The organism is Microbacterium sp. NPDC087665 (genome assembly GCF_044743285.1).
GTDB lineage: Bacteria > Actinomycetota > Actinomycetes > Actinomycetales > Microbacteriaceae > Microbacterium.
In genome coordinates, this window is record NZ_JBIUWD010000002.1 from 19,450 (window position 1) to 44,328 (window position 24,879).

At 67.9% G+C, this 24,879-nt stretch carries 23 protein-coding genes, 1 tRNA gene and 1 other RNA gene; 11 read left to right on the forward strand and 14 right to left on the reverse strand.

The genetic code is table 11. The features are described from left to right. Nucleotides 1-672, reverse strand: a complete 672-nt coding sequence (locus ACIOSY_RS03615) for a GntR family transcriptional regulator (protein ID WP_400849164.1) — start codon at nt 670-672, stop codon at nt 1-3. A gap of 75 nt (nt 673-747) precedes the next feature. On the opposite strand from ACIOSY_RS03615, the gene ACIOSY_RS03620 reads away from it, so the two are divergent. Beyond that, complete coding sequence (locus ACIOSY_RS03620; RefSeq protein WP_400849167.1) at nt 748-3,582, forward strand: FAD-binding and (Fe-S)-binding domain-containing protein; 2,835 nt, start codon at nt 748-750, stop codon at nt 3,580-3,582. Between the two features lie 64 nt (nt 3,583-3,646). Here ACIOSY_RS03620 and ilvC read toward each other — a convergent pair whose 3' ends face one another. The 7 genes from ilvC to ACIOSY_RS03655 form a co-directional block, all read right to left on the reverse strand. After that, entirely contained in the window at nt 3,647-4,705 is a 1,059-nt protein-coding gene (ilvC, locus tag ACIOSY_RS03625; RefSeq protein ID WP_400849170.1) for a ketol-acid reductoisomerase, read from the reverse strand. A gap of 54 nt (nt 4,706-4,759) precedes the next feature. Beyond that, a complete protein-coding gene (gene ilvN / locus ACIOSY_RS03630) occupies nt 4,760-5,269 on the reverse strand; it encodes an acetolactate synthase small subunit (protein WP_400849173.1) in 510 nt (169 codons plus the stop codon). A gap of 4 nt (nt 5,270-5,273) precedes the next feature. Then, the gene (locus ACIOSY_RS03635) at nt 5,274-7,076 is read right to left on the reverse strand and encodes an acetolactate synthase large subunit (protein ID WP_400849176.1); all 1,803 of its coding nucleotides are present in this window, start codon (nt 7,074-7,076) and stop codon (nt 5,274-5,276) included. Between the two features lie 72 nt (nt 7,077-7,148). Then, nucleotides 7,149-8,867: a dihydroxy-acid dehydratase gene (gene ilvD, locus ACIOSY_RS03640; RefSeq protein WP_400849179.1), complete on the reverse strand. Its 1,719-nt coding sequence runs from the start codon at nt 8,865-8,867 to the stop codon at nt 7,149-7,151. A 9-nt stretch (nt 8,868-8,876) separates the two neighbouring features. Beyond that, on the reverse strand, nt 8,877-9,674 hold the full coding sequence (otsB, locus tag ACIOSY_RS03645) for a trehalose-phosphatase (protein ID WP_400849182.1): 798 nt from the start codon (nt 9,672-9,674) through the stop codon (nt 8,877-8,879). Between the two features lie 47 nt (nt 9,675-9,721). After that, nucleotides 9,722-11,131, reverse strand: a complete 1,410-nt coding sequence (locus tag ACIOSY_RS03650; RefSeq protein ID WP_400849185.1) for a trehalose-6-phosphate synthase — start codon at nt 11,129-11,131, stop codon at nt 9,722-9,724. 63 nt (nt 11,132-11,194) lie between these two features. Continuing rightward, nucleotides 11,195-12,442 carry an MFS transporter gene (locus ACIOSY_RS03655; RefSeq protein ID WP_400849188.1) on the reverse strand — a complete coding sequence of 416 codons (1,248 nt, stop codon included), beginning with the start codon at nt 12,440-12,442 and terminating at the stop codon, nt 11,195-11,197. A 222-nt stretch (nt 12,443-12,664) separates the two neighbouring features. On the opposite strand from ACIOSY_RS03655, the gene ACIOSY_RS03660 reads away from it, so the two are divergent. Continuing rightward, entirely contained in the window at nt 12,665-12,952 is a 288-nt protein-coding gene (locus ACIOSY_RS03660) for a hypothetical protein (RefSeq protein ID WP_400849191.1), read from the forward strand. On the opposite strand, the gene ACIOSY_RS03665 is transcribed toward ACIOSY_RS03660, so the two are convergent. The 3 genes from ACIOSY_RS03665 to ACIOSY_RS03675 are packed head-to-tail and all read right to left on the reverse strand — an operon-like array spanning nt 12,953 to nt 15,573. Continuing rightward, on the reverse strand, nt 12,953-14,137 hold the full coding sequence (locus ACIOSY_RS03665) for an acetyl-CoA C-acetyltransferase (protein WP_400849194.1): 1,185 nt from the start codon (nt 14,135-14,137) through the stop codon (nt 12,953-12,955). A 13-nt stretch (nt 14,138-14,150) separates the two neighbouring features. Beyond that, nucleotides 14,151-14,798, reverse strand: coding sequence for a 3-oxoacid CoA-transferase subunit B (locus tag ACIOSY_RS03670; protein ID WP_400849197.1), 648 nt, complete (start codon nt 14,796-14,798; stop codon nt 14,151-14,153). 1 nt (nt 14,799) lies between these two features. Next, nucleotides 14,800-15,573, reverse strand: coding sequence for a CoA transferase subunit A (locus tag ACIOSY_RS03675; protein ID WP_400849200.1), 774 nt, complete (start codon nt 15,571-15,573; stop codon nt 14,800-14,802). A gap of 102 nt (nt 15,574-15,675) precedes the next feature. Between ACIOSY_RS03675 and ACIOSY_RS03680 the strand changes: the two genes are divergently transcribed. The 6 genes from ACIOSY_RS03680 (at nt 15,676) to ACIOSY_RS03705 (ending at nt 19,909) form a co-directional block, all read left to right on the forward strand. Beyond that, entirely contained in the window at nt 15,676-16,464 is a 789-nt protein-coding gene (locus ACIOSY_RS03680; protein ID WP_400849203.1) for an IclR family transcriptional regulator, read from the forward strand. A gap of 43 nt (nt 16,465-16,507) precedes the next feature. Next, complete coding sequence (locus ACIOSY_RS03685) at nt 16,508-16,948, forward strand: MarR family winged helix-turn-helix transcriptional regulator (protein WP_400849206.1); 441 nt, start codon at nt 16,508-16,510, stop codon at nt 16,946-16,948. Continuing rightward, a complete protein-coding gene (locus tag ACIOSY_RS03690) occupies nt 16,945-18,174 on the forward strand; it encodes an MFS transporter (RefSeq protein WP_400849209.1) in 1,230 nt (409 codons plus the stop codon). The genes ACIOSY_RS03685 and ACIOSY_RS03690 overlap by 4 nt, the downstream gene beginning before the upstream one ends. A 122-nt stretch (nt 18,175-18,296) precedes the next feature. Next, nucleotides 18,297-18,369: transfer RNA gene (locus ACIOSY_RS03695), tRNA-Lys, on the forward strand. 156 nt (nt 18,370-18,525) lie between these two features. Then, nucleotides 18,526-19,323, forward strand: a complete 798-nt coding sequence (locus ACIOSY_RS03700; RefSeq protein ID WP_400849212.1) for an inositol monophosphatase family protein — start codon at nt 18,526-18,528, stop codon at nt 19,321-19,323. 19 nt (nt 19,324-19,342) lie between these two features. Further along, nucleotides 19,343-19,909, forward strand: coding sequence for a hypothetical protein (locus ACIOSY_RS03705; protein WP_400849215.1), 567 nt, complete (start codon nt 19,343-19,345; stop codon nt 19,907-19,909). 3 nt (nt 19,910-19,912) lie between these two features. On the opposite strand, the gene ACIOSY_RS03710 is transcribed toward ACIOSY_RS03705, so the two are convergent. Beyond that, nucleotides 19,913-20,995, reverse strand: coding sequence for an ATP-binding protein (locus tag ACIOSY_RS03710; protein ID WP_400849218.1), 1,083 nt, complete (start codon nt 20,993-20,995; stop codon nt 19,913-19,915). An 86-nt stretch (nt 20,996-21,081) separates the two neighbouring features. Between ACIOSY_RS03710 and ACIOSY_RS03715 the strand changes: the two genes are divergently transcribed. Then, nucleotides 21,082-21,357, forward strand: a complete 276-nt coding sequence (locus ACIOSY_RS03715) for a hypothetical protein (RefSeq protein WP_400849221.1) — start codon at nt 21,082-21,084, stop codon at nt 21,355-21,357. Between the two features lie 98 nt (nt 21,358-21,455). Here the strand turns inward: ACIOSY_RS03715 and ssrA are convergent. Further along, nucleotides 21,456-21,825: a transfer-messenger RNA gene (ssrA, locus tag ACIOSY_RS03720) on the reverse strand. Between the two features lie 139 nt (nt 21,826-21,964). Here ssrA and ACIOSY_RS03725 point away from each other — a divergent pair. Then, entirely contained in the window at nt 21,965-22,630 is a 666-nt protein-coding gene (locus ACIOSY_RS03725; RefSeq protein WP_400849224.1) for an SIMPL domain-containing protein, read from the forward strand. Nucleotides 22,631-22,648: 18 nt separating this feature from the next. Here ACIOSY_RS03725 and hflX read toward each other — a convergent pair whose 3' ends face one another. Continuing rightward, nucleotides 22,649-24,154, reverse strand: coding sequence for a GTPase HflX (gene hflX, locus ACIOSY_RS03730; protein ID WP_400849227.1), 1,506 nt, complete (start codon nt 24,152-24,154; stop codon nt 22,649-22,651). 68 nt (nt 24,155-24,222) lie between these two features. Here hflX and ACIOSY_RS03735 point away from each other — a divergent pair, with 68 nt between their 5' ends. Further along, nucleotides 24,223-24,864: a class I SAM-dependent methyltransferase gene (locus ACIOSY_RS03735; RefSeq protein WP_400849230.1), complete on the forward strand. Its 642-nt coding sequence runs from the start codon at nt 24,223-24,225 to the stop codon at nt 24,862-24,864. Nucleotides 24,865-24,879: the final 15 nt, after the last annotated feature.

Here is a 24,879-nt window from a genome sequence, read left to right on the forward strand (position 1 = left end):
TCAGGCGCCGGTGTCAGCGCCCAGCGCCTCGACCAGCCGCTCCTCCGCCGAGGAGAGGTGCACGCCGAGCATCCGCACGGCTCGCTCTCCCTCGCCGGCGGCGGTCGCTTCGAGGATCTCGGCGTGCTGCGCGGCGATCGTCGCCGCGTCGAGCAGCCGTCTGCCCTGCACCTGCGCCATGCACATGCGCGCCTCGTCGATCACGCTGCGGTACATGCGACCGGTCCGCTCGCTCTCGAGGGCGTCGATGAGTGCCGTGTGGAACCGCAGATCGGGGTCGACGGTCGCCGGATCCGGACCCGGTGCCATCGCGAGGATCTCGGCATTGGCGTCGAGTGCGCCCGAGGGCACGATGTGCGCGGCAGCCAACTCGCGGAGGGCAGCGCTCTCCAGGCGTGCGCGCGTGCGGTAGACGTCTCGGACGGTCGCGGGGTCGATCGCGACGACGCGGGCGCTCCGGTGCGCCGTGCGCACCAGCAGACCCGCAGCGACCAGCTGTTCGATCGCCGCCTTCGCGCTCGGACGCGCGACGGAATACGTGTCCGAGACGGATGCTTCGGTCACGGGCGTCGAGGATCGGAGGTCTCCGCTGAGGATGCGTTCGCGCAACCGAGCCGTCACCGCGTCGACGACGCCGACGATTCCGAGCGGGGCATCCGTCATCGAAGTCATGCGCACAGCATATCGATCTCCTCCCACACTCGGTACACTTGTCAGACAATCCGCCCATCAGCGCCGAGGAGCATCGTGCCGACCACTCTCGTAGAACCGCTCGACCCGACCATCCTCGGCCCCACGACCGAGGTGCATTCCCGGTCGATCGATCGCCTCGCCCGGGCACACGATGCCTCGCACTACCTGCTGATCCCGGATGCCGTCGTCTCGCCCTCCGACGCAGACGGCGTCGCACGGGTCTTCGATGCCGTGCGCGCCGCCGGGCGGACGCTGACCTTCCGCTCCGGCGGCACCAGCCTCTCGGGCCAGGGAGTGAGCGACGACATCCTCGTCGACACGCGCAGTCACTTCCGCGGCATCGCGGTCGAGAACGACGGAGCCTCGGTGCGGGTCGGACCGGGCGCCACGGTGCGGCAGGTGAACACGCGACTGGCGCGATACGGACGCAAGCTCGGCCCCGACCCGGCGAGTGAGATCGCGTGCACGATCGGCGGCGTCGTCGCGAACAATTCCAGCGGTATGGCCTGCGGCATCACCGAGAACTCGTATCAGACCATCGAGTCCCTGCTGCTGGTGCTGCCGAGCGGGACGATCCTCGACACAGCTCTCCCCGACGCGAACGAACGCCTGCGCGCAGCCGAGCCGCAGCTCGCGGCCGGTCTGCTCGCACTCCGCGAACGCGTGCTCTCCTCCCCCGAGAACGTCGCCTTCCTGCGCCGCCAGTTCTCGATGAAGAACACCATGGGATACGGCATCAACGCGCTGCTCGACTTCGATGATCCGGTGCGCATCCTGGAGCATCTCGTGATCGGCTCGGAAGGCACCCTGGCGTTCGTCGCCGAAGCCCGCTTCCGCACGATCGAGATCCGTCCGGCGATCGCCACCGGCCTCCTGGTCTTCGAGACGCTGTCGGACGCCATGGCCGCTCTCCCCGATCTCGCCGCCCTGGGGCTCGCGACGATCGAGCTGCTCGATGCCGCATCCCTGCGGGTCGCTCAGGGGCTCGGCGACGTGCCCGCGGCCATCGCCGAGATCGAGGTCGACGGCCACGCCGCACTGCTCGTCGAGGTGCATGCACAGGACGCCGACACCCTCGCGGCGCACAGCGACCGCGCGCTCGCCCACTTCGGCTCGCTCCCCCTCGCGATCGCGGCGAGCCTCACCACCGACACCCGCGAACGCGCGGCACTGTGGCACGTGCGGAAGGGGCTGTACACCGCGGTCGCCGGAGCACGACCGTCCGGCACCACCGCGCTGCTCGAAGACATCGTCGTCCCCGTCGATCGCCTGCTCGCCACGTGCGAACAGCTGATCGTCCTCTTCGAGCGTCATGGCTACGAGGGATCGGTGATCTTCGGTCACGCGAAGGACGGCAACGTGCACTTCCTGCTCAACGAGCGCTTCGACGACCCGGAGAGCCTGGCGCGCTATCGACGCTTCACCGACGATCTCGTCGAGCTCGTCCTCGGGCACGGCGGCTCGCTGAAGGCGGAGCACGGGACCGGTCGCATCATGGCGCCGTTCGTGCGTCGACAGTACGGCGACGAACTGACCGAGGTCATGTGGGCGATCAAGAAGCTCATCGACCCGGCCGGCATCCTCAACCCCGGCGTCGTGCTCTCGGACGATCCCGACTCCTACCTGCACGACCTCAAACGGGTTCCGACTGTGGAGAGCGAAGTGGATCGCTGCGTCGAGTGCGGGTACTGCGAGCCGACCTGCCCGAGCAAGAGCATCACGCTCACGCCGCGTCAGCGCATCGTGCTGCGCCGCGACATGGCCTGGGCCGAGGAACAGGGTGACACCGCTCTGCTCGCCGATCTGCGAGCCGATTACGACTACGACGGCGTGCAGACCTGCGCCGTCGACGGGATGTGCGCCGTGGCCTGCCCGGTCGACATCAACACCGGCGATCTCGTTCGACGGCTCCGGGCGGAGGAGTCGTCCAAGGTCGAAGATGCGCTGTGGGATGGCGCGGCGAACAAGTGGGGCGCGGTCACCCGCGTCGGCGGTACGGCGCTGACCTTCGCGTCGGCGATGCCTGCGCCTCTCGTCAAGGCCGCGACCGTCGTCGGGCGCGCGATCCTCGGCGCCGACACCGTTCCGCTCTACGACGGCGGACTCCCCCGCGGGGGAACGAAACCCCCGGCACCGCAGGACCCGGTCGATGCCCAGGCGGTCTTCTTCGGCGCCTGCATCGGCACCATGTTCGGCGCCGAAGAGCACGGGGAGGGTTCCCGCGACGCCGTGCGGGCGTTGCTCGATCGCGTCGGCATCCCCGTCGTGATCCCCGAGGACACGGGCGGGATGTGCTGCGGCACCCCATGGAAGTCGAAGGGACATCTCGCCGGCTACGACCGCATGACGCGGCGCGTGCTCTCGTCGTTGTGGGAGGCGAGCCGGTACGGCGCGCTCCCGGTGGTGTGCGACGCCGCTTCGTGCACGGAGGGCCTGCACACCATGCTCGAGAAGTCCGTGGCGGAGTACCCCGAGTACGCCGGACTGGTCATCGAGGACGCCACCACGTTCATCGCCCGCGAGGTACTCCCCCGCATCAGCGTCTCGTCCAAGCTCGACCGCATCGCCGTGCACCCGACATGCTCGACGACCGCGCTGGGCGCGACGGGCGCACTCACCGACATCGCGCGCGCGGTGGCCGACGACGTCTACGTGCCCGAGGGATGGGGATGCTGCGCGTTCGCCGGCGACCGCGGAATGCTGCACCCCGAGCTCACCGCCAGCGCGACGGCCGTCGAGTCCGCCGAGATCCGAGCGGCGGAGACGGAGCAGGGCGGGTTCGATGCGTTCGTCTCGGCGAATCGCACGTGCGAGATCGGCATGAGCCGCGCGACCGGCCGGCCGTACCGTCATGTCGTCGAAGTGCTCGAGGAACTCACCCGTCCCTGACGGTGTCGTGAACGCGAAAGAACGGGCGCCCCCGAGGGGACGCCCGTTCTTTCGGTTGATCGGATCAGCGTGCGGCGCTGCCGTCGATGTAGTCCTCGTCCTGCTGCTTCCATGCGAAGAGCGAACGCAGCTCCTTGCCGGTGACCTCGATCGGGTGCTGCTCTTCCTTGGCCCGGAGGGCGAGGAACTCCTCGGCACCGTTGTCCTGGTCGTCGATGAAGCGCTTCGCGAACGCACCGGACTGGATGTCGGCGAGCACACCCTGCATGCTCTCCTTGACGCGCGAGTCGATGACGCGCGGGCCCGAAACGTAGTCGCCGAACTCGGCGGTGTCGGAGATCGACCAGCGCTGCTTGGCGATGCCGCCCTCCCACATCAGGTCGACGATGAGCTTGAGCTCGTGCAGCACCTCGAAGTAGGCGATCTGCGGCTGGTAGCCCGCCTCGGTGAGCGTCTCGAAGCCGGCCTGCACGAGGTGGCTGACGCCACCGCAGAGCACGGCCTGCTCGCCGAACAGGTCGGTCTCGGTCTCTTCGGTGAAGGTCGTCTTGATGACGCCGGCGCGGGTGCCGCCGATGGCCTTGGCGTACGAGAGGGCGAGATCCCAGGCCTTGCCCGACGCGTCGCGCTCGACGGCGATGATGTCGGGGATGCCGCGACCGGCGACGAACTCGCGGCGAACCGTGTGGCCCGGCGCCTTCGGGGCGACGAGGATCACGTCGACGCCTTCGGGTGCATCGATGTAGCCGAACCGGATGTTGAAGCCGTGCGCGAAGGCGAGGGTCTTGCCCGCCGTCAGGTTCGGGGCGATCGACTCGCTGTAGATCGTGCGCTGGTGCTGGTCCGGCGCGAGGATCATGATGACGTCGGCCCACTCGGTGGCCTCGGCGACGGTCTTGACGGCGAAGCCGGCTTCCTCGGCCTTCGGGGCGGACTTCGAGCCCTCCTTGAGGGCGATGGCGACCTCGACGCCCGAGTCGCGCAGGTTCTGCGCGTGGGCGTGGCCCTGCGAGCCGTAGCCGACGATCGCGACCTTCTTGCCCTGGATCAGGGACAGGTCTGCGTCAGCGTCGTAGAAGATCTCGGTGCTCACTTGTGTTTCTCCTTGTTCGTGGCGGTTCATCTCGCTCCGTTCGTTCGGGAACGCCCGGAGCGGGTCGGTTGGGATGGTCTTGGTTCAGCCGCGGAGCACGCGCTCGGTGATGCTCTTCCCGCCGCGCCCGATGGCGAGCAGACCCGACTGGGCGATCTCCTTGATGCCGAACGGCTCGAGCGCACGCAGCAGCGCGTCGATCTTGCCCTTGTCGCCGGTCACCTCGATGACGAGTGCGTCGGATGCGTAGTCGACGACGGATGCCCGGAACAGATTCGCGACCTCGATCACGTTCGACCGCGTCGCGTTGTCGGTGCGCACCTTCACGAGCATGTGCTCGCGCTGCACCGACGTGGGGAAATCGAGCTCGACGATCTTGATGACGTTGATCAGCTTGTTCAGTTGCTTGGTCACCTGCTCGAGCGGGAGCTCCTCGACATCGACGACCACGGTGATCCGAGAGATCCCGGGAACCTCGGTGACGCCGACGGCGAGGGAATCGATGTTGAAGCCGCGGCGGGCGAAGAGCCCGGCGACGCGGGTGAGAAGTCCGGGGGTGTTCTCCACCAGCAGGCTCAGCACGTGGGTCGACATGTTCTCAGACCTCCTCATCGAATTCGGGCGCGTGCTCGCGCGCGTACTGGACGTAGCTGTTGCTCACGCCCTGCGGGACCATCGGCCACACCATGGAGTCGGCGCTGACGACGAAGTCGATCACGACGGGACGATCGTTCGTCTCGAGTGCGAGCTTGATCGCCGCATCCACCTCCTCCTCCTTCTCGACGCGAATCGCGAGGCATCCGTAAGCCTCTGCGAGCTTCACGAAGTCGGGGATGCGGACGGTGCCGTGTCCCGTGTTCAGGTCGGTGTTGGAGTGACGGCCGTCGTAGAACAGCGTCTGCCACTGGCGGACCATGCCGAGGGACGAGTTGTTGATGATCGCGACCTTGATCGGGATGTTGTTGATCGCGCAGGTGGCGAGCTCCTGATTGGTCATCTGGAAGCATCCGTCGCCGTCGATCGCCCAGACGTCGCGGTCGGGCTCTGCGACCTTGGCGCCCATGGCGGCGGGCACGGAGTAGCCCATGGTTCCTGCGCCGCCGGAGTTCAGCCAGGCGTTCGGGCGCTCGTACTTGATGAACTGGGCGGCCCACATCTGGTGCTGTCCCACTCCGGAGGCGTAGATGCCCTCGGGGCCGGTGAGCTCGCCGATGCGCTGGATCACGTACTGCGGCGCCAGCAGACCATCGGTCGTCGGGGCGTACCCGAGGGGGAACTCGTTGCGCAGCCCGTCGAGGTACGACCACCATTCCTCGATGTCGGGCTTGGCGGCGGCAGTCGCACCGCGGAACGCCGCGTCGAGGTCGACGAGAACGTCACGCACGTCGCCGACGATCGGCACGTCCGCCGTACGGATCTTGGAGATCTCGGCGGGGTCGATGTCGACGTGCACGACCTTGGCGTGGGGGGCGAAGAGCGCCGCCTTGCCGGTCACCCGGTCATCGAAGCGCGCCCCGAGCGACACCAGCAGGTCGGCCTCCTGCAGCGCGAGCACAGCGGGAACGGTGCCGTGCATGCCGGGCATGCCCAGGTGCTGGGGGTGCGAGTCGGGGAAAGCGCCGCGTGCCATCAGGGTCGTCACGACGGGAGCGCCGGTCGACTCCGCGAGTGCGAGGAGCTCGGCGGCCGCGCGGCCGCGGATGACGCCGCCACCGACGTAGAGCACCGGCTTCTTCGCCTCGGCGAGCAGCGCCGCTGCGGCCTGGATCTGCTTGCCGTGCGCCTTGGTCACCGGCCGGTAGCCGGGAAGGTCGATCTTGGGCGGCCAGATGAACGGCGCCGTCGCCTGCTGCGCGTCCTTCGTGATGTCGACCAGCACGGGGCCCGGGCGACCCGTCGACGCGACTTCGTAGGCCGCGGCGATCGCGCCGGGGATGTCGGCGGGATCCTTCACCAGGAAGGAGTGCTTCGTGATGGGCATCGTGATGCCCACGATGTCGGCCTCCTGGAAGGCGTCGGTGCCCATCAGCGTCGAGAAGACCTGACCGGTGATGGCGAGCAGCGGCACCGAATCCATGTACGCATCGGCGATGGCGGTGACCAGGTTCGTCGCGCCGGGACCGGAGGTCGCGATGCACACGCCGACCTTGCCGGACGCGGACGCGTAGCCTTCGGCGGCGTGCCCCGCACCCTGCTCGTGACGCACGAGGATGTGACGCAGGTGCTCGGCATCCATCAGCGGGTCGTAGACCGGAAGGATCGCGCCGCCGGGAAGACCGAACACGTCGGTGACACCGAGCAGCTCGAGCGAACGGACGACGGCTTCGGCGCCGGTGATCTCCGGGGCGTTGGATTGACGGGCGGGCGGCCTCGGCACGGCCGAGACGGAGTCAGCAGTCATGACTTTCCTTCTGGTGATCTGTAGGGCATCGGATGCCGGTGACAACTCTTCCGGTCCTGAACGAATCGAGGATCAGCCGGTCGTCGCGCCTTCTGCGGCGGACCGCACGAGACGAGAGTATTTGGCAAGAACGCCACGGGTATAGCGCGGGGGAAGCGGCTCCCAGCCAGAACGGCGGGAGGCGAGCTCCGCCTCATCGACGAGTAAGTCGAGAGAGCGAGCTGCGATATCGACCCGTATCAGATCACCATCGCGCACGAAGGCGATGGGACCTGCGTCCACCGCTTCGGGTGCTATGTGGCCGATGCACAGGCCGGTTGTGCCGCCTGAGAATCGTCCGTCCGTCAAGAGTAGTACATCTTTTCCGAGCCCCGCGCCCTTGATGGCCGCCGTGATGGCGAGCATCTCCCGCATGCCCGGTCCGCCCTTGGGGCCCTCGTACCGGATGACGACCACGTCTCCGGCGTTGATCTCGCCGTTGGCGAGGGCATCCATCGCTCCACGCTCGCGCTCGAACACGCGCGCCGGCCCCTCGAACACGTCGGCGTCGAACCCTGCGGACTTCACGACGGCGCCCTCGGGAGCGAACGATCCATGCAGGATCGTGATGCCACCGGAGGCATGGATCGGGTTGTCGAAGGTGTGGATGACGTCGCCGTCGACCGGGGCGGGGTCGAGGTCGCGGAGGTTCTCGGCGACCGTCTTGCCCGTGACGGTGAGCGCGTCGCCGTGGATGAGTCCCTCGTCGAGCATCGCCTTCATGATGACCGGGATGCCACCGTGTCGGTCGACATCGTTCATCACGTACTTGCCGAACGGCTTCATGTCGGCGACGTGCGGGGTCTTGCTGCCGATCCGGTTGAAGTCGTGCAGGGTCAGGTCGATCTCGGCTTCGCGCGCGATCGCCAGCAGATGCAGAACGACGTTCGTCGAACCGCCGAGGGCCATGGCCAGCGCGATCGCGTTCTCGAACGACTCCTTCGTGAGGATGTCCTTCGTGGTGATGCCCTGGCGGAGCAGGTTGACCACGGCCTCTCCCGAGCGGTGCGCGAAGTAGTCGCGGCGGCGATCGGCCGACGGCGGTGCCGCCGAGCCGGGAAGGCTCAGGCCGAGCGCCTCGGCGACGGAGGCCATGGTGTTGGCCGTGTACATGCCGCCGCAGGCCCCCTCTCCCGGAGCGAAGGCGCACTCGATGCGCTTGAGGTCTTCTTCGCTCATCCGGCCCGCGCGACAGGCGCCGACGCCCTCGAACGAATCGATGATCGTGATGTCCTTCTCGGTGCCGTCGGAGAGCTTCACCCACCCCGGCGCGATCGACCCGGCGTAGAGGAAGACGCTCGAGAGGCCGAGGCGCGCGCTCGCCATGAGCATGCCAGGGATGGACTTGTCGCAGCCGGCGAGGAGGACCGTGCCGTCGAGGCGCTCCGCCATGATGACCGTCTCGACCGAGTCGGCGATGACCTCGCGCGACACGAGCGAGAAGTGCATGCCCTCATGCCCCATCGAGATGCCGTCGGACACCGAGATGGTTCCGAACTGCAGCGGGTATCCGCCGCCCGAATGGACGCCCTCCTTCGCACCCTGAGCGAGGCGGTCCAGGCTCAGGTTGCAGGGGGTGATCTCGTTCCAGCTCGAGGCGATGCCGATCTGGGGCTTGTCCCAGTCGGCGTCCCCCATTCCGACGGCACGGAGCATGCCGCGCGAGGTCGTCGCTTCGATGCCGTCGGTGACGACTCGACTGCGTGGCTTGATGTCGATGGACGCGCTGGCTGCAGGATCGTGCGGAGACATGCAGGAAGTCTATTCCTGCAGAGCGCTGCGCTCGTCCGCCAGCGCCTCCAGAAGCATCGCGATCTCTTGTGGGTTCTCGACACGCAGCGCAGCGGCGCTCTCGCCCGGTCCGACTCGCACGCCGAGATCGGTCGGCAGCAGCACCTTCATCGCGTCTTCGTCGGTGACGTCATCGCCTGCGAAGAGGATGCCGGTCGCGTCGAACTTCTCGCGCAGGGCCGTCATCGCCGCATCCTTGCCTTCGTTGCGCGACGAGAATTCCAGCACCCGGTGGCCCGACCGACGCCGCCAGTGCGGGAACCGCTCGGCGGCGAGGGCATCGATCTCGGCGAACAGCTGCTTCTCGGTCTCGCGGTCGGTGCGACGCGTGTGCACTCCCATGCCGAACGCCTTGGGCTCGAACTCCGCGCCCTCGTAGCGGTCGATGATCGGACGGGCAGCGGCCCAGAGCTCTTCGCGGTCGCCCTCGGCGGTCGCCTCGGCCGACGGCACGATCTCGCCCTCGCCCGGGAACCAGTACTGGGCGCCGTGCGAGCCCGCCAGCGCGACGGGTGAGTCGTCGGTGTGCTCCGTGATGATGCGGAGGTCGTGCAGGCTGCGCCCCGACACGAACGAGACGACCGTGTCGGGAAGAGCGGCGAGGCGCGCGATCTGCGCGACGGTCTCCGGAAGCGCGCGCGCCTCCATGGGCTGGGGCACGAGCGGTGAGGCCACGCCGTCGAAGTCGAGGGCGACGACGAGGCGCGCCGTGCGGGCGATGGCGCTGAGCTCGGCGGAGGGGGTTCCCGGGGTCCAGGGGCGCGTCATGATGTCTCCAGTCGGTGTGGGATCGGGGAATGTAGTCGAAGAGGTGTTCAGCGGCCGCGGACGTCGGCGAGAGCGGCGAGGAACGACGATGACCACGCGGCCACATCGTTCTCGAGCACCCGACGGCGCAGAGAGCGCATGCGCTTGCCCTGCTCCGCCGGCGTCATCTCGACCGCCGTCATGATCGCGGCCTTGACGCCTTCGATGTCGTGGGGGTTCACGCGAACCGCCTGTCGCAGTTCGTCCGCCGCCCCGGTGAACTCGCTGAGCACGAGCACGCCGCGGTTGTCGATGCGCGTGGCCACATACTCCTTCGCCACGAGGTTCATGCCGTCGCGCAGGGCGGTGACGAGCATGACATCGGCGGCGAGGTACAGCGCGACCATCTCCTCACGGGGATACCCCTGGTGCAGGTAGCGGATCGCGGTGTGCCCCATCGTGTCGGTGTCGCCGTTGATGCGACTGACCGCGAGTTCGATCTCGTCGCGCAGATGCACATAGGCGTCGACGCGCTCACGGCTCGGGCTCGCGACCTGCACGAGGGTGACGTCTTCGACGTTCAACCGCCCTTCGGCGAGCAGCTCGCCGTAGGCCTTGATGCGATGGCGGATCCCCTTGGTGTAGTCGAGTCGATCGACCCCCAGCAGGATACGCTTGGGATTTCCGAGGCTCGCCCTGATCTCGGCGGCTCGCGCCTGGATGTCCGGTCGGGCCGCGAGCTCGAGATAGGGCTCGGTGTCGATCGAGATCGGGAAGGCGCGGGCCACAGCGGTGCGGGTGGTGCCGTCGCTCTCCGGCACGGCGACGTTCGCCCCCTTGACCTCGTACCGCAGGCGGCGACGCACCGCCGTCAGGAAGTACGTGGCGTCCTGTGCGCGCTGGAAGCCGATCACGTCGGCTCCGAGAAGTCCCTGCAGCACCTGATCCCGCCAGGGCAGCTGCGCGTAAAGGCCGTGGGCCGGGAACGGGATGTGGTGGAAATAGCCGATCGTGACGTCAGGTCGCAGCTCGCGCACCATCTGCGGAACCAACTGCAGCTGGTAGTCGTGCACCCAGACCGTGCCGTTCTCGGACACCGCCGATGCCGCGGCCTCGGCGAACCGGCGATTGACGATGACGTAGGCATCCCACCACTCGCGGTGGAACTGCGGCGGCGCGATCACGTCGTGATAGAGCGGCCAGATCGTGTCGTTCGCGAAGCCTTCGTAGTACTCGGCCACCTCGTCGGCGCTGAGCGAGACCGGGATGAGGTGGATGCCGACGGCGTCGAACGGATCGAGGTGCACATCCGCTTGGCCTGCCCACCCCACCCACGCGCCGTTGGCGCTGCGCATCATCGGTTCGAGAGCTGCGACGAGCCCTCCGGGTGACGTGCGCCAGACTTCCTCGCCGTCGGGTCCCTCGACCCGATCGACCGGAAGACGGTTGGCGACGACGACGAAATCTGCAACAGCCAAGATGACTCCTCACGCCAGGGTTGACTCCAGGCTATCGAGGATGGGCCGTGCCCGATGCCGCGGTCAGGCGGGAACGGCCACCGCCGGCCGCTGCGGACGGCTCAGGATCCAGTTCACGACCGCGGCGGAGAAGGCGACCGCCGCAGCGACCAGGGGAAGGGCGAGCGCCGCGGAGGTGCCGACGTTCTCGGCGATCTCGCCCGCCACCGCGGCCCCGATCGACTGTCCGACGACGATGCCCGAGCCCAGCATGGTCATCACGGTCGCCGATCGCCCGAGCGGGCTCCGGGCCGCGCCGAAGCTGTACTGCGTGACCAGCGTCGGGCCGATCCCGATACCCATGATCGCGAGCGCGAGCATCATCATCGCCGGGGAGTCGACGAAGCCGAGCAGCAGCGTTCCCAGCAGCAGGATCCCGGAGAAGAGCAACCACCGCGCGCGGAGCGAGAACGCCGGGGGCAGCCAGGCGACGCCCAGTGCGAGCACCGCGGATCCGACACCCATCACGCCGTACAGGAGGCCGGCCTGCTCGGGAGCGCCGCGATCGGCCATGAACGAGGTGAGCGAGGTGAGCATGGTGCCGAAGAACATGCCGATGCCGAGAATGCCCACGATCACGATCAGGAGCCTGGGCCGGAACAGCTCCGAGACGGCCGACGGCGCCTTGCCGTCGGCGCCGCGCGTGATGGAGACGTATCGACCGCTCGGGTGGAGGGCGAAGGCACCGACGAACACGACGGTGAGCACGGCGGCGCCGACGAGCGGTGCCCACGGTGCGATGACCGAGGCCAGGATGCCCACGATGAACGGTCCGAACACGAAGACGGTCTCATCCGCTGCGGATTCGTAGGCCATCGTTCCGGAGACGGTGCGCGCATGGCGCCCGGCCGGCATGCGTTCGGTGATCATCGTCACCAGGCGTGCACGCGAGAGCGGGGCCACCTGGGGAGCCGTCGCGCCGATGCCCACGGCCGCGAGGAGGACGAATCCGTCGGCGGCAGCGCCGTAGACGACGACCGTGAACACGATCATCATCGCGCCGTTGGCGATGGCCAGCAGCAGCAGCACGGTCCGCTGCCCGAATCGATCGGCGGCTGCGCCGAGGAGCGGTCCGAAACAGGCGGTCCCGAGGCCGACGGCGGCGGAGGTCAGCCCGCCGAGCGACAGGGAGCCGCGGGCGGAGACGACGACCGTGAGGACGCCGACGACCATCATCGCGAACGGGAGGCGCGCGACGAAGGCGATGAGGAAGTAGGGGAAGCCGGCGAGGCGGAAAAGGCTCGGCTCGGCAGAGGTGTGTGTCTGGGTCATGGCTCTCGCGCGCCCGCGGACGCGGTTGTCGGGTGCCGCCGCTGTCCGCCGGAATGCCGGCGGCCGGTAGATACACGGTGTGCGGCCGCGGACCTGCCGCGACTCCCCCATGATACCGATCGCACATCGAAAGCGCCTGTGGGATTTCCCCGCTCTTGCCGGAGACATCGCCACGATGTCAATCCCCCGCGCTCGTGTCGCGGTGCGGGGTAGCGTAGGGGCATGCGCTATCTGTTCAGCACCGGCCTGTTCGGAGCGATCACCACCGGTGTCTCGCTCATCCGCGGCACCCGCGAGTCGCCCGTCACGTGGCGTGCCGTGCTCGCCTGGGTGAGCTGGGCGATCACCTTCTCGCTCGCGATCGGCGCGGTGATCGACACCCGCCGCTACGACCGTGGCATCGAGGTCGCACTGGATTCCCCGCTCGCACCGACGCAGGCCAAGCGCGCCCGCCGCGACGAGAAGGAAGCGGCCAAGGCCGCCGCTTCCAAGCGCGCCCGCACGCGCTGACTACCGCGTCAGGATGAGTGCCTCGCCCTGACCGCCGCCCCCGCAGAGGCCGACAGCGGCGGTGCCGCTCCCCCGGCGAGCGAGTTCGTGCGCGATGTGGACGACGAGCCGATTGCCCGATACCCCGATGGGGTGTCCGATGGCGATTCCGCCGCCATGGATGTTCACGAGGCTCGGGTCCAGTGCCAGTTCGGTCTGGGAACGGGCGACGACGGCACCGAAGGCCTCGTTGATCTCGACGAGGTCGAGGTCCGAGGGCTCGATCCCCTGCTTCGCGCAGGCGCGCTCGATCGCCCGTGCCGGCTGAGCCTGCAGCGAGTTGTCCGGCCCGGCGGTCTGGCCGCTCGCACCGACCGTGACCAGCACCGGCCACCCCTTCGCCTCGGCATGGGCGCGATGGGTGACGATGACGGCGGACGCGCCATCGGAGATCTGCGAGGAGTTGCCCGCCGTGATCGATCCACCCTCGGCGAATGCTGCTCTCAACCCGGCGAGCGACTCGACGGTCGTGTCCGGGCGCACGCCCTCATCGACTGAGACGACGACGTCCTCGCCGCGGCGCTGCGGCACCGATACCGGCACGATCTCGTCCGCGAAGACGCCGGCGCTCTGCGCGGCGGCCGCACGCTGGTGCGACAGCGCGGCGACGGCATCCTGCGCTTCACGCGTCAGCTCGAATCGCGCGTTGTGGCGCTCGGTCGACGCCCCCATGCTCTCGTGATCGTAGGCGTCGGTCAGCCCATCGAATGCCATGTGGTCGAGCACTTCGACGCTGCCGTAGGTCCATCCGTCGCGCGATCCCATCAGCAGGTGCGGGGCGCGCGTCATCGATTCCATGCCCGCCGCGACGACGACGTCCGCGTCGCCGGTGCGGATCATGCGCGCGGCGTCGATGATCGCGGTGAGGCCCGAGAGGCACACCTTGTTCACCGAGTGCGCGGGTACGTCCCAGCCGATGCCGGCGCCGATCGACGCCTGGCGGGCGGCATTCTGCCCGGATCCTGCCGCGAGCACCTGTCCGACGATCACGGCGTCGACCTCGGTCGGATCGACGGATGCCTGCTTCAACGCGCCGCGAATGGCGAAGGAACCCAACTGCGGGGCGGTGAACGAGGCGAGCTGCCCCTTCAGACGTCCCTGCGGGGTGCGTGCGGCCGCGACGATGACGATGTCGGTATCTTGCATCTCACTGTGCCTTTCAGCTGTTCGTGACGTGCGTGACGTCGAGGACGGGTTCCGTGGCGGCGATGACGTCATCGATCGAGACGCCGGGAGCGGTCTCGATCAGGACCAGGCCGTCGGGGGTCACGTCGATCACCGCGAGATCGGTGATGATGCGGTCGACGACGCCTCGACCCGTGAGCGGCAGCGAGCACGTGTTCACGATCTTCGCGGACCCGTCCCTGGCGACGTGCTCCATCAGCACGATCACCCGTCCCGCGCCGTGCACGAGATCCATCGCCCCTCCGGGACCTTTGACCATCTTTCCGGGAATCATCCAGTTCGCCAGATCTCCGGACGCCGACACCTGCATGGCTCCGAGGATCGCGGCGTCGATCTTGCCCCCGCGGATCATTCCGAAGCTCGTCGCCGAGTCGAAGAAGGCCGCCCCGGGCAGAACGGTGACGGTCTCCTTACCCGCGTTGATCAGGTCGGGGTCGACGGCGTCTTCTCGAGGATAGGGGCCCACGCCGAGGATGCCATTCTCCGACTGCAGCACGACGGTGACGGCGGCCGGCACATGATTGGGCACCAGCGTGGGCAGCCCGATTCCGAGGTTCACGTAGGAGCCGTCCTGCAGTTCGGCTGCGGCGCGCGCCGCCATCTGGTCGCGGGTGAGCGCCATCTCAGGCTCCTTCCGTGGCGACGGTCCGTCGCTCGATGCGTTTCTCGATGTCGGGACCGACCTCGACGATGCGGTGCACGAAGACCCCGGGAAGGTGGATGCTGTCGGCGTCGAGTTCGCCGGGGTCCACGAGTCTCTCGACCTGCGCGATGCACACCCGCCCCGCCATCGCGGCGAGCGGGTTGAAGTTGCGGGCCGCCTTGTTGAAGATGAGGTTCCCGTGACGATCCCCCACCGCGGCGTGCACGAGGGAGAAGTCGGTGGCGATGGCCTCTTCGAGAACGTATTCGCGCGCTGATTCCCCCGACCCGAAAGTCCGGACGTCTTTGCGCGGCGAGGCGACAGCGATGGTGCCGTCGGGCGCGTAACGCCGAGGCAAGCCTCCCTCGGCGACCTGCGTTCCCACGCCGGTCTGCGTGAAGAAGGCGGCGATCCCCGATCCCCCGGCGCGGAGCTTCTCGGCGAGCGTGCCCTGGGGAGTGAGTTCGAGTTCGAGTTCGCCGCTGAGGAACTGCCGTTCGAACTCCTTGTTCTCTCCGACGTACGACGATGTCATCTTGCGGATGCGCTGCGCGCGCAGAAGCACACCCAGGCCCCAGTCGTCGACCCCGCAGTTGTTGCTGACGACGCTCAGATCCGTCGTGCCCTGTGCGAGCAGTGCGTCGATCAGGGCGATCGGGTTGCCGGAGAGGCCGAACCCGCCGACGGCGAGCGAAGCTCCATCGGCGATGTCTGCGACGGCCTCCGCAGCGGACGGCCATTCTTTATCGATCACGCGTACTCCTTCGAAACGGCGTACTTCCAGCTTCGCGCTTCGCGCGGCGAAGCGACAGCCAGTGCTTGCGATGTGGCCAGATGGAGGGATAGCGTCCACATTATGGAACAGTCGGCGCGTAGCATCCCCGGGGCGCAGGCCATCGCCCGCGCGGCGCACCTCCTGCGTCTCGTCACGGCCAGCGGCGCGCACGGCGCCTCTCTGCAGGAACTCGCCCGCACTGCGGACCTCACCCGCTCCACGGCGCACCGACTCCTCAGCGCACTGAAGGCCGAGGGGCTCGTCGACCGGGACGACGAGAGCACGCGGTGGATGCCGGGGCCCGAGCTGTATCTGATGGGCACCATTGCCGCAGCACGGTACGACGTGACAGCCCAGGCCCGTGACATCGTGCGGTCCCTCGCGGTCAAGACGGAGGAGAGCGCATTCTTCTCCGTGCGTCGCGCAGACGAGACGGTCTGCCTGCTGCGCGAGGAGGGGTCGTTCCCCATCCGCTCCTTCGTGCTGAGCGAGGGCGTGCGCTTCCCCCTCGGTGTCGCGAGCGCCGGCTTGGCCATCCTCTCCTTCCTGCCCGACCACGATGTGGACGCGTATCTCGACCGCCATCCCGAGCTGGAGTCGAGCTGGGGCCGCCCGCACTCCGCACAGCCGCTCCGGACGCGAATCCTCGAGACGAAGGAGCGCGGGTACGCGATCAACCCCGGATTGATCGTCGAGGGGAGCTGGGGAATCGGCGCGGCGGTCTTCGATCGACACGGAAGGCCCGAGTGGGCGCTGAGCCTCACCGGCGTCGAATTCCGCTTCGGTCCCGACCGTATGGCGCATCTCGGGCGCACCCTGCTCGCGCACGCCCACCAGCTATCCAGCCGCATCGGCGGCGCACGCCACTGAGCCCCGCTCCGCAATACATACCAACAGGTGCATACTTTCTGGTATGCAACGCGAAGATGTCATTCCCTCGATCGTGCTCTCGGCGTACGCGCTCGGCCGCATCGCGGCGCAGGACGCCGGAAACGATGCCCCCGCCGCGCAGTGGCGAGTCCTGAGTCTGCTCGATCAGAGCGGTACCGCCCGCGTCGGAGAACTCGCGACCGCCTCCCGCACCACGCAACCCGGGATGACGCGCCTACTCGGAGTGCTCGAGCGCGACGGTCTCATCGGGCGCTCCCCCGACCCCTCGGATTCGCGCGCCGTGGTCGTGGACATCACGCCGGCGGGTTCCGCCGCACTCGCAGACTGGCGCGCCGAGTTCCGATCGGTTCTCGCGCCACGATTCACCTCGCTCGATGACGAGGATTGGGCGGCGATCACCCGCACCGCAGAGATCCTCGCCGCGCACACCGCCATCGCCGACCGAAAGGACGCACAACAGTGAACCCCTCCACCACCCCCTCGGTGTGGAAGCAGCCCGCGCAGGTCTGGGCCGTCGCCTTCGCCTGCGTGGTCGCATTCATGGGGATCGGGCTCGTCGACCCGATCCTTCCCGCGATCGCCGAGTCCCTCCAGGCCTCGCCCGTCGAGACCGAGCTGCTTTTCACGAGCTATCTTCTCGTCACCGGGCTGGCGATGCTCGTGACGAGCTGGATCTCGAGCCGCATCGGCGCGAAGGCGACGCTCCTCATCGGCCTCGCCCTGATCATCGTGTTCTCCCTGCTGTGCGCCCTGAGCGGCAGCGTGGACGCCGTCATCGGGTTCCGCGCAGGGTGGGGACTGGGCAACGCCCTGTTCATCTCCACCGCGCTGGCGACGATCGTCGGCGCCGCGTCCGGCGGAAGCAGCGCCGCGATCATCCTCTACGAGGCGGCCCTCGGTCTCGGGATCGCCGTCGGCCCCTTGCTTGGCGGCCTGCTGGGAGAGGTGAGCTGGCGCGGTCCTTTCTTCGGCGTCGTCGCCCTGATGGCCATCGCCTTCGTCGCCATCGTGGTGCTGCTCCGCGGACCCCGCGAGAAGCGCGTGCCGATCCCGTTCTCGGCACCGTTCCGGGCGCTGCGTCGCCCCGCCCTCGCGGTTCTCGCGACCGCCGCGCTGTTCTACAACATCGGGTTCTTCGTGCTCCTCGCCTTCTCTCCGTTCCCCCTCGGGTTCGGCGCGCTCGGCATCGGCTTCACGTTCTTCGGATGGGGCGTCGCACTCGCCGTCACGAGCGTGTGGGTCGCGCCCTTCCTGATGCGCCGCATGCCCCGCACGCGGATCATTCTGATCGTGCTGCCCCTGCTCGCTCTCGACCTCGTCGCTGCGGGGCTCGTCGTCGCGAATCCCGCAGGCCTCGTCGCGTGCATCGTGATCGGCGGGCTGCTGCTCGGCATCATGAACACGGTTCTGACGGAGGCCGTGATGGAGGCGACCGATCTGCCGCGCTCCGTCGCATCGTCGGCGTACTCAGCCGTGCGCTTCCTCGGCGGCGCCATGGCCCCGCCCATCGCCGCACTGCTCTGGCACGCGTTCTCGGCGACCGTGCCGTATCTCTTCGCCGCAGCATCCGTGTTGATCGCCGCCCTGACGATCTTCCTGGGCCGTCGGGTGCTGGCGCACATCGACGACCACGCCGCCGACCCTGCGGTCGAGGACGCGCAGGCGATCCTCGTCGGAGACGCCGCCTGAGCATGCCGGAGACCCGCGTGGGAGTGTCGCGACGGCGCGACACTCCCGCGCGTCCGGCTCGATTTCACACAGCGCCGCGCGACTGGTAATGTAATTCCTCGGTCGGGGTCATCCCGGATCACGCACCTCTAGCTCAATCGGCAGAGCAACTGACTCTTAATCAGTGGGTTCTCGGTTCAAGTCCGAGGGGGTGCACGGATTAGCCTCGAAGACTCTCGCCAGTCTTCGGGGCTTTTTCGCTTTCCGGGGTCCGGGCGGCTTCGAACGGTTCTGACTCGCAGCTTCTTAAACGGTTCTGACTCGCAGCTTCTTAACCGAGAGTCGACGAGCAACGCCGACTACGCTGAACGGGTGACCGCCTCCCCCCGCGCTACCGACTTCCGCAGCGATCTCGAACTCGCCCTGCGCCTCGCCGATGCGGCGGATCTGCAGTCGCTTCCGCGATTCGATGCCACCGATCTCGAGATCTCGACCAAGGCCGACCGCACGCACGTCACCGACGCGGACCTCGCGACCGAGCGTGCGATCCGCGAGATGCTCGCGGTCGAACGCCCCGACGACGGCATCTTCGGCGAAGAGTACGGTGCGCAGGGCGACACGCATCGCCAGTGGATCATCGACCCGATCGACGGAACGGCCAATTTCCTCCGCGGCGTTCCGCTCTGGGGCACCATGATCTCGCTCGCGATCGACGGCGACCCCCAGGTGGGGGTGGTCAGCATGCCGGCCCTCGGACGCCGCTGGTGGGCCGCTCGCGGCGAAGGCGCGTGGTCGGCGACGGATGCCGCGCCCCGGCCGTTGCAGGTGTCGTCGGTGACTTCGCTGGACGATGCGAGCATCAGCTTCCAGAGCATCGGGCAGTGGGCGGGCGCCGGACGCACCGATCAGCTCCTCGCGTTGTCCGAACGGGTCTGGCGCGACCGCGCGTACGGCGACGTGTACTCGTACATGCTGCTCGCGGAAGGCCGCCTCGACATGGTCGCCGAGTTCGACGTCAAGGAGTACGACATCGCCGCCGCTGTGCCCATCGTGCGCGAGGCGGGTGGACGGATGACCGCGTTCGACGGCGCCGAGACGATCTCCGCGCGCTCGACACTCGCCACCAACGGCATCCTCCACGACGCCTTCCTCACCTTCCTGCACCCCTGAACCGATCCCGAGGACAGCGATGATCCCCCGCATCACTTCCGCCGCAGCGACACTGCTTCTGCTCGTCGCCCTCACCGCATGCGCGGGCCCCTCCACGCCGGGGCCTTCCGCGTCGCCCCCGGCGACAGGCCCCGACCCGCAGGCGAGCGTCGAGCCGGCTGCGACGCCCGAGCCGACCGCGGCCGCGACCGAGCTCACGTGCGACTCCATGATCTCGCCGGGCACCGTCGACGCTCTCACCGATGCCGGGTGGACCGCGCAGCCGAAGGATTTCGTCATCGGCGACATCGCGATGACCGAGGGGCTGCTGTGCTTCTGGGCGGACTACGACGTCGCATCCGACCATGGGCAGCTCTACGGATGGTCGGCGATGAGTGCCGCCGACGCGGCGGACGCGCAGATCTCGCTGCTCGCCAGCGGGTGGACCCGCGAGGACTCCGAGGAGGGAATCTACATCACCGAAGATCCCCAATACTCGATGGGCACCGATGACGCGGGCTATGGAATGACGTACCTGTTCGGCGACGGCTGGGTGAAGTTCGCCGACACCAAACAGGGACTGATCCTGATCGAATGGGCCGGCTGACCGTCACTTCGTCAGCGGCACGCGCACGTCCCCGCCCGCCTCCTGGGTGAGCCGCTCCCCCATCTGCACGAACGTCGGTTCCGCGATGAAGCCGCCCGCGAACAGCGCCTGACCCTGCACGAACGATTGCGCCCGGCGGATGGCGTCTTCCGAAGCGAAACCGAACACCTCTCCCAGCTCGGCCAGATCTCGTGGCGCGTTCACCCGCATGAGACCGAGGTTGTCGCACTGCGAGAGCACGTTCGGGTGGATCTTCGTCGGCCGCTGCGTCGAAAGGAAAAGCCACAGGCCGAACTTGCGCCCCTCCGCGGCGATCTGCACCAGCTTCGCCGTGAGGGCCCTTTCGACCGCCGTCACCGGGTCGGGCGAGCAGAGGTTGTGCGCCTCGTCGATCACGATCAAGACAGGACGACGCTCTTCTCGGTGCGCCCAGAGGTGCTCCAGCACGGCGAGGGCGGCCACCCGCGGCTCCGCGGGGTTCTCGAACCCGCCCAGGTCCAGAACGGTGGCTCGCGGGCGTTCGTGGATCGTATCGACGACGGATGCTGCGCCCCTCGACCAGAGCTCCCATTCGAGCACCTGCAGGTTCTCCATGCGGTTCGCCAGTCGTGCGCGTACCGGCTCACCGCTCGCGCGTAGGCCACGCACCATCTCGACCGAGTCGAACGGTGCGGCCGAGACCTCCAGATGCAGAAGGACGTTGTACTCCTCGGCATCCGCGATGGGATCGATCTGCAGCACCGCCGCCTTCGCCGCCGGCGAGAGGTCGACGTAGCGCACACGAAGCCGCTCCCCGTCGGCGCGCCCCGAACGGAACACTCGGATGTCGAGCCCGGCCAGGTGCACGGAATCCGTGGTTCCCGTGGTCGGTCGCACATCACCCAGCCGGACGAAGTCGGCGTTCGGATCGAGGATGAGAAGGGGAAGCTCGGTGTGCAGAAGCAGTTGCTCCAGAACCACGCCGAGCGCGTAGGTCTTGCCGCTCCCGCTTTGACCGCACCAGAAGGTGTGGCGATTGAATCGGCGAGGATCCAGCAGGACCGGCGCGTCGTCATCGATCGCCGTCCCGATCATCAGTTCGGTCATGCGCACCTCTTCCTGATCGTCTCCAGAGTGCACCGTCCGCGCCCCCGACGGAAGAGGCTCCGGCGAAGCCGCCCTAAGCTGGACTGATGCTCGCCGCCCTCATCCGTCCCGTCGAATCCCACTCGGTCGAACTCGTCGGAGACTCCCTGCACGACGTGTACGCACAGCTCGCCGAGCACGCCCCCGAGGGATTCGACCTCGTATCCGCGCCGGTGCGGATGCTCGCAGGGGCGCAGGGCATCAAGGCCACCGCGAGGTTCGATCGCCGAGACGACGTGCGCGAGATCGAAGCAGACGACATGTCAGCGCTCGAGCAGATGGTGCCCGACGGATGGCAGATGCTCTCCGTATGGAAGAAATAGCGCCGTCCCACGAGCCGGCGCTCGGTCAGCACACGCAAAAAGGCCCGCCTCCCTAGTGGTAACTAGGGAGGCAGGCCTCATTGTTCGCGACAGCGACCTGGTGGAGCTGGGGGGAATCGAACCCCCGTCCAACGCTGAGTCTCCACGCCTTCTCCGGGCGCAGTCTGTGAAGACGTTCTACTCGGCTCCGACCTTTGTCACAGACACCTAAGTCGACAAGCCCAGCCTGGGAAGAGTCCCGTGTGACGTCCAAACGCCATCACACAGCAAGATTCCTAAATGACGCCAGGATCCGTGTCGGAATCACACACGGCCTGACGGACTATCGGGCTCGCTTATGCAGCGAGGGCGAAGTCGTTGCGCTTGGTTTCGGCAACTATGTTTTTGCAGAGAGCGTTTACGAGATAACTCTGCATCCTCGGCCCGCTTCTCGTGGATTCACAGGCGCTGTCGAAACCGATCAGCCCCGTGGTCCTTCTTGCGAAGGAGCCGCTGTCGCACTGTGTAGTTTTCATCCTCGGGTGCGAAAGCACCCCAGCATCACAGGATACAACGATCGCGGGCGCCGCGCCATTCCCCGCCGCGTCCGCTGGCGTAGAGTCGGCGCATGAGCGATGTCACCGTCACCGTCCGCGGCGAGTCCGAAGCGCGGGTCGCGCCCGAGCGTGCCACCATCCGTGCCACCGTGCGCGCAGAGGGCCCCGAGCGAGCCGCAGTCGTCGACATGGCGATGCGTCTCGCGGAACCGTTGCGGACGAGCATCACCGACCGCAAAGACGCGGGCACGGTCGTCGAATGGTCGAGCAAGCGCCTCTCCGTGCGTGCGGAACGCCCCTGGAACAACGAGGGCAAGCGCCTGGCACCCGTGTACTACGCGAGCATCGACGTCACCGCGACGTTCACGGAGGCATCCGAGCTCTCGATCTGGGTCTCCGACATCTCCGCCTGGGACGGCGTCGAGGTGGGATGGGTCGACTGGCACCTCACGCCCGCGACGCGCGCACGCGTCGAGAGGGAGGTCGCGGCCGCCGCAGTGGGCGTCGCGGTGACCCGCGCCGAGACGTATGCGGAGGCTCTCGGTCGGTCTTCCGTCACCCCCGTCGAGATCGCCGACGTCGGACTGATCTCCAGCCACGACTCCGCCGGCGCCGCACCGATGCTGAAGGCACGGGGAGCGGCGTTCGCGTCCGCCGATTCCTCCCCCGGCATGGAGTACGAGCCGGAGGAGATCGTCGTCTCAGCGACCGTGGAGGGCCGCTTCATCGCACGCTGAGCGGAGCGGGCGAGAGGTTCAGCGCAAGAACGGCGCGAGGTCCGCCGCCAGGCGTTCCGACACGCGGGCATGCACGGCGGTGCCGTCTTCCTGGTGCTCGACCGACAGGAGCATCCCCGTCTCGTGGATGGCCGCCACGAGGTCTCCGCGATCGTACGGAACGACCGCGTGAACCTCGACTGCGGGCTTCGGCAAGGCGTCTTCGATGACGGCACGCAGCTCCGCGATGCCCTCACCCGAACGCGACGAGACGAAGTGCGCGTGAGGCTGTAGCCCTCGAAGAATCAGGCGCTCGTCGTCATCGATCAGATCGGCCTTGTTGAACACCACGATCTCGGGCATGTCACGCACACCCACATCGCCGAGCACATCACGAACGGTCTGCAGCTGACCCGCAGGGTCGGGGTGAGAGCCGTCGACGACGTGGAGCACGACATCGGCCTCGCCGACCTCTTCGAGTGTCGAACGGAAAGCCTCCACGAGCTGGGGCGGCAGATTGCGGACGAATCCGACGGTGTCCGTGATCGTGTACACGCGTCCGTCGGCCGTCTCCGACCGGCGCACCGTGGCGTCGAGTGTCGCGAACAGGGCGTTCTCGACGAGAACCCCGGCGCTGGTCAGAGCGTTGAGCAGACTCGACTTGCCGGCGTTGGTGTATCCGGCGATCGCGACGGAGGGAATGGTGTTGCGCTTCCGCTCCGCGCGCTTGGCTTCGCGTGCCGGACCGAAGTCGCGGATCTGGCGGCGCAGCAGCGCCATCTTCGTGCGGATGCGACGGCGGTCGAGTTCGATCTTCGTCTCACCAGGACCACGCGAGCCCATGCCCGCGCCACCGGCACCGACCTGTCCACCGGCCTGACGGCTCATGGAGTCACCCCAGCCGCGAAGGCGGGGAAGCAGATACTCCAGCTGGGCGAGTTCGACCTGCGCCTTGCCCTCGCGGCTCTTGGCGTGCTGGCTGAAGATGTCGAGGATGACGGTCGTCCGATCGATCACCTTCACCTTGACGACGTCTTCGAGCGCGCGTCGCTGGCTCGGGGCGAGTTCGGTGTCGGCGATCACGGTGTCGGCACCGACGGCCGCGACGATGTCCTTGAGCTCCTGGGCCTTGCCGCGGCCGAGGTAGGTCGCAGCGTCCGGGTGAGGTCGACGCTGCAGCACACCGTCGAGCACGACCGCTCCGGCTGTTTCGGCCAGTGCGGCGAGCTCGCGCAGCGAGTTCTCGGCATCCGTCTGCGCACCCTGCGGGTAGACCCCGGCCAAGACGACGTTCTCGAGCCGAAGCTGTCGATATTCGACCTCGGTGACGTCTTCGAGTTCGGTCGAGAGCCCGGCGACACGACGCAGGGCGTGACGATCCTCCAGATCCCACTGATCGCCGTCCGACGCGCCATGCGCGGCTGTCGAACGATCCTGCAGAGCCTGTGCGGCGCCGAAGACGCGGACTTCCGAGTGGCTCTCCGCCGTCGCGAGCACGCGATCGAGCGCGTCGCCTTCGTCGTGCTGTGTGGTGGTCTCCGTCATCCGTCCCTGATCTCTTGCTTTCGTTTCGAGTCTTAACCTTAGCCCCGGGTCTCCGGTACGCTCACCGTATGGGGTCAGACCACTACTTCACTGCGGCCCCGGCAAGTCCTGAAAACCTGCGTACCATCCGTGTGACGCTCGCAGGCCGGGAGTTGGAGTTGACCACCGCTGGTGGTGTCTTCAGCCCGGATCGCCTGGATGCCGGTACGTCAGTGCTTCTCGCCAACATGCCCCCGGTGCCGCCGGGAGGCCATCTTCTCGACCTCGGCAGCGGATGGGGGCCCATCTCGTTGTCGATGGCGCTCGCCTCTCCGCACGCGACCGTCTGGGCAGTCGACGTGAATGAACGTGCGCTCGATCTGGTCCGCCGCAACGCCGCGTCCCTCGGCCTCACCAATGTCAACGCATCGTTGCCCGAGGATGTTCCCGCCGACGTGACGTTCCGCACCATCCGCTCGAACCCTCCGATCCGCGTCGGCAAGGACGTGCTCCACGATCTCCTGGAGCGGTGGATTCCCCGGCTGGATGAGCGCAGCGATGCGTGGCTCGTCGTGCAGCGCAACCTCGGCGCGGACTCGCTCCAGCGCTGGATCGGATCGACGTTCCACCCGGGATTCAGCGTCTTCCGCACCACGACGAGCAAGGGCTATCGCGTGCTCAAGGTGCGCAAACATGGCACCCCGCCGACGCAGCCGATCCAGATCGCCTGAACGATCCGGTTCACC

Bases quoted from the DNA above. Each gene is read 5' to 3' on its own strand.
- ACIOSY_RS03615 (WP_400849164.1), bottom strand. From the start codon at position 672: ATGACTTCGATGACGGATGCCCCGCTCGGAATCGTCGGCGTCGTCGAC.
- ilvC (WP_400849170.1), bottom strand. From the start codon at position 4,705: ATGAACCGCCACGAACAAGGAGAAACACAAGTGAGCACCGAGATCTTC.
- ilvN (WP_400849173.1), bottom strand. From the start codon at position 5,269: ATGTCGACCCACGTGCTGAGCCTGCTGGTGGAGAACACCCCCGGACTT.
- ACIOSY_RS03635 (WP_400849176.1), bottom strand. From the start codon at position 7,076: ATGACTGCTGACTCCGTCTCGGCCGTGCCGAGGCCGCCCGCCCGTCAA.
- ilvD (WP_400849179.1), bottom strand. From the start codon at position 8,867: ATGTCTCCGCACGATCCTGCAGCCAGCGCGTCCATCGACATCAAGCCA.
- otsB (WP_400849182.1), bottom strand. From the start codon at position 9,674: ATGACGCGCCCCTGGACCCCGGGAACCCCCTCCGCCGAGCTCAGCGCC.
- ACIOSY_RS03655 (WP_400849188.1), bottom strand. From the start codon at position 12,442: ATGACCCAGACACACACCTCTGCCGAGCCGAGCCTTTTCCGCCTCGCC.
- ACIOSY_RS03660 (WP_400849191.1), top strand. From the start codon at position 12,665: ATGCGCTATCTGTTCAGCACCGGCCTGTTCGGAGCGATCACCACCGGT.
- ACIOSY_RS03665 (WP_400849194.1), bottom strand. From the start codon at position 14,137: ATGCAAGATACCGACATCGTCATCGTCGCGGCCGCACGCACCCCGCAG.
- ACIOSY_RS03670 (WP_400849197.1), bottom strand. From the start codon at position 14,798: ATGGCGCTCACCCGCGACCAGATGGCGGCGCGCGCCGCAGCCGAACTG.
- ACIOSY_RS03680 (WP_400849203.1), top strand. From the start codon at position 15,676: ATGGAACAGTCGGCGCGTAGCATCCCCGGGGCGCAGGCCATCGCCCGC.
- ACIOSY_RS03685 (WP_400849206.1), top strand. From the start codon at position 16,508: ATGCAACGCGAAGATGTCATTCCCTCGATCGTGCTCTCGGCGTACGCG.
- ACIOSY_RS03705 (WP_400849215.1), top strand. From the start codon at position 19,343: ATGATCCCCCGCATCACTTCCGCCGCAGCGACACTGCTTCTGCTCGTC.
- ACIOSY_RS03710 (WP_400849218.1), bottom strand. From the start codon at position 20,995: ATGACCGAACTGATGATCGGGACGGCGATCGATGACGACGCGCCGGTC.
- ACIOSY_RS03715 (WP_400849221.1), top strand. From the start codon at position 21,082: ATGCTCGCCGCCCTCATCCGTCCCGTCGAATCCCACTCGGTCGAACTC.
- ACIOSY_RS03725 (WP_400849224.1), top strand. From the start codon at position 21,965: ATGAGCGATGTCACCGTCACCGTCCGCGGCGAGTCCGAAGCGCGGGTC.
- hflX (WP_400849227.1), bottom strand. From the start codon at position 24,154: ATGACGGAGACCACCACACAGCACGACGAAGGCGACGCGCTCGATCGC.
- ACIOSY_RS03735 (WP_400849230.1), top strand. From the start codon at position 24,223: ATGGGGTCAGACCACTACTTCACTGCGGCCCCGGCAAGTCCTGAAAAC.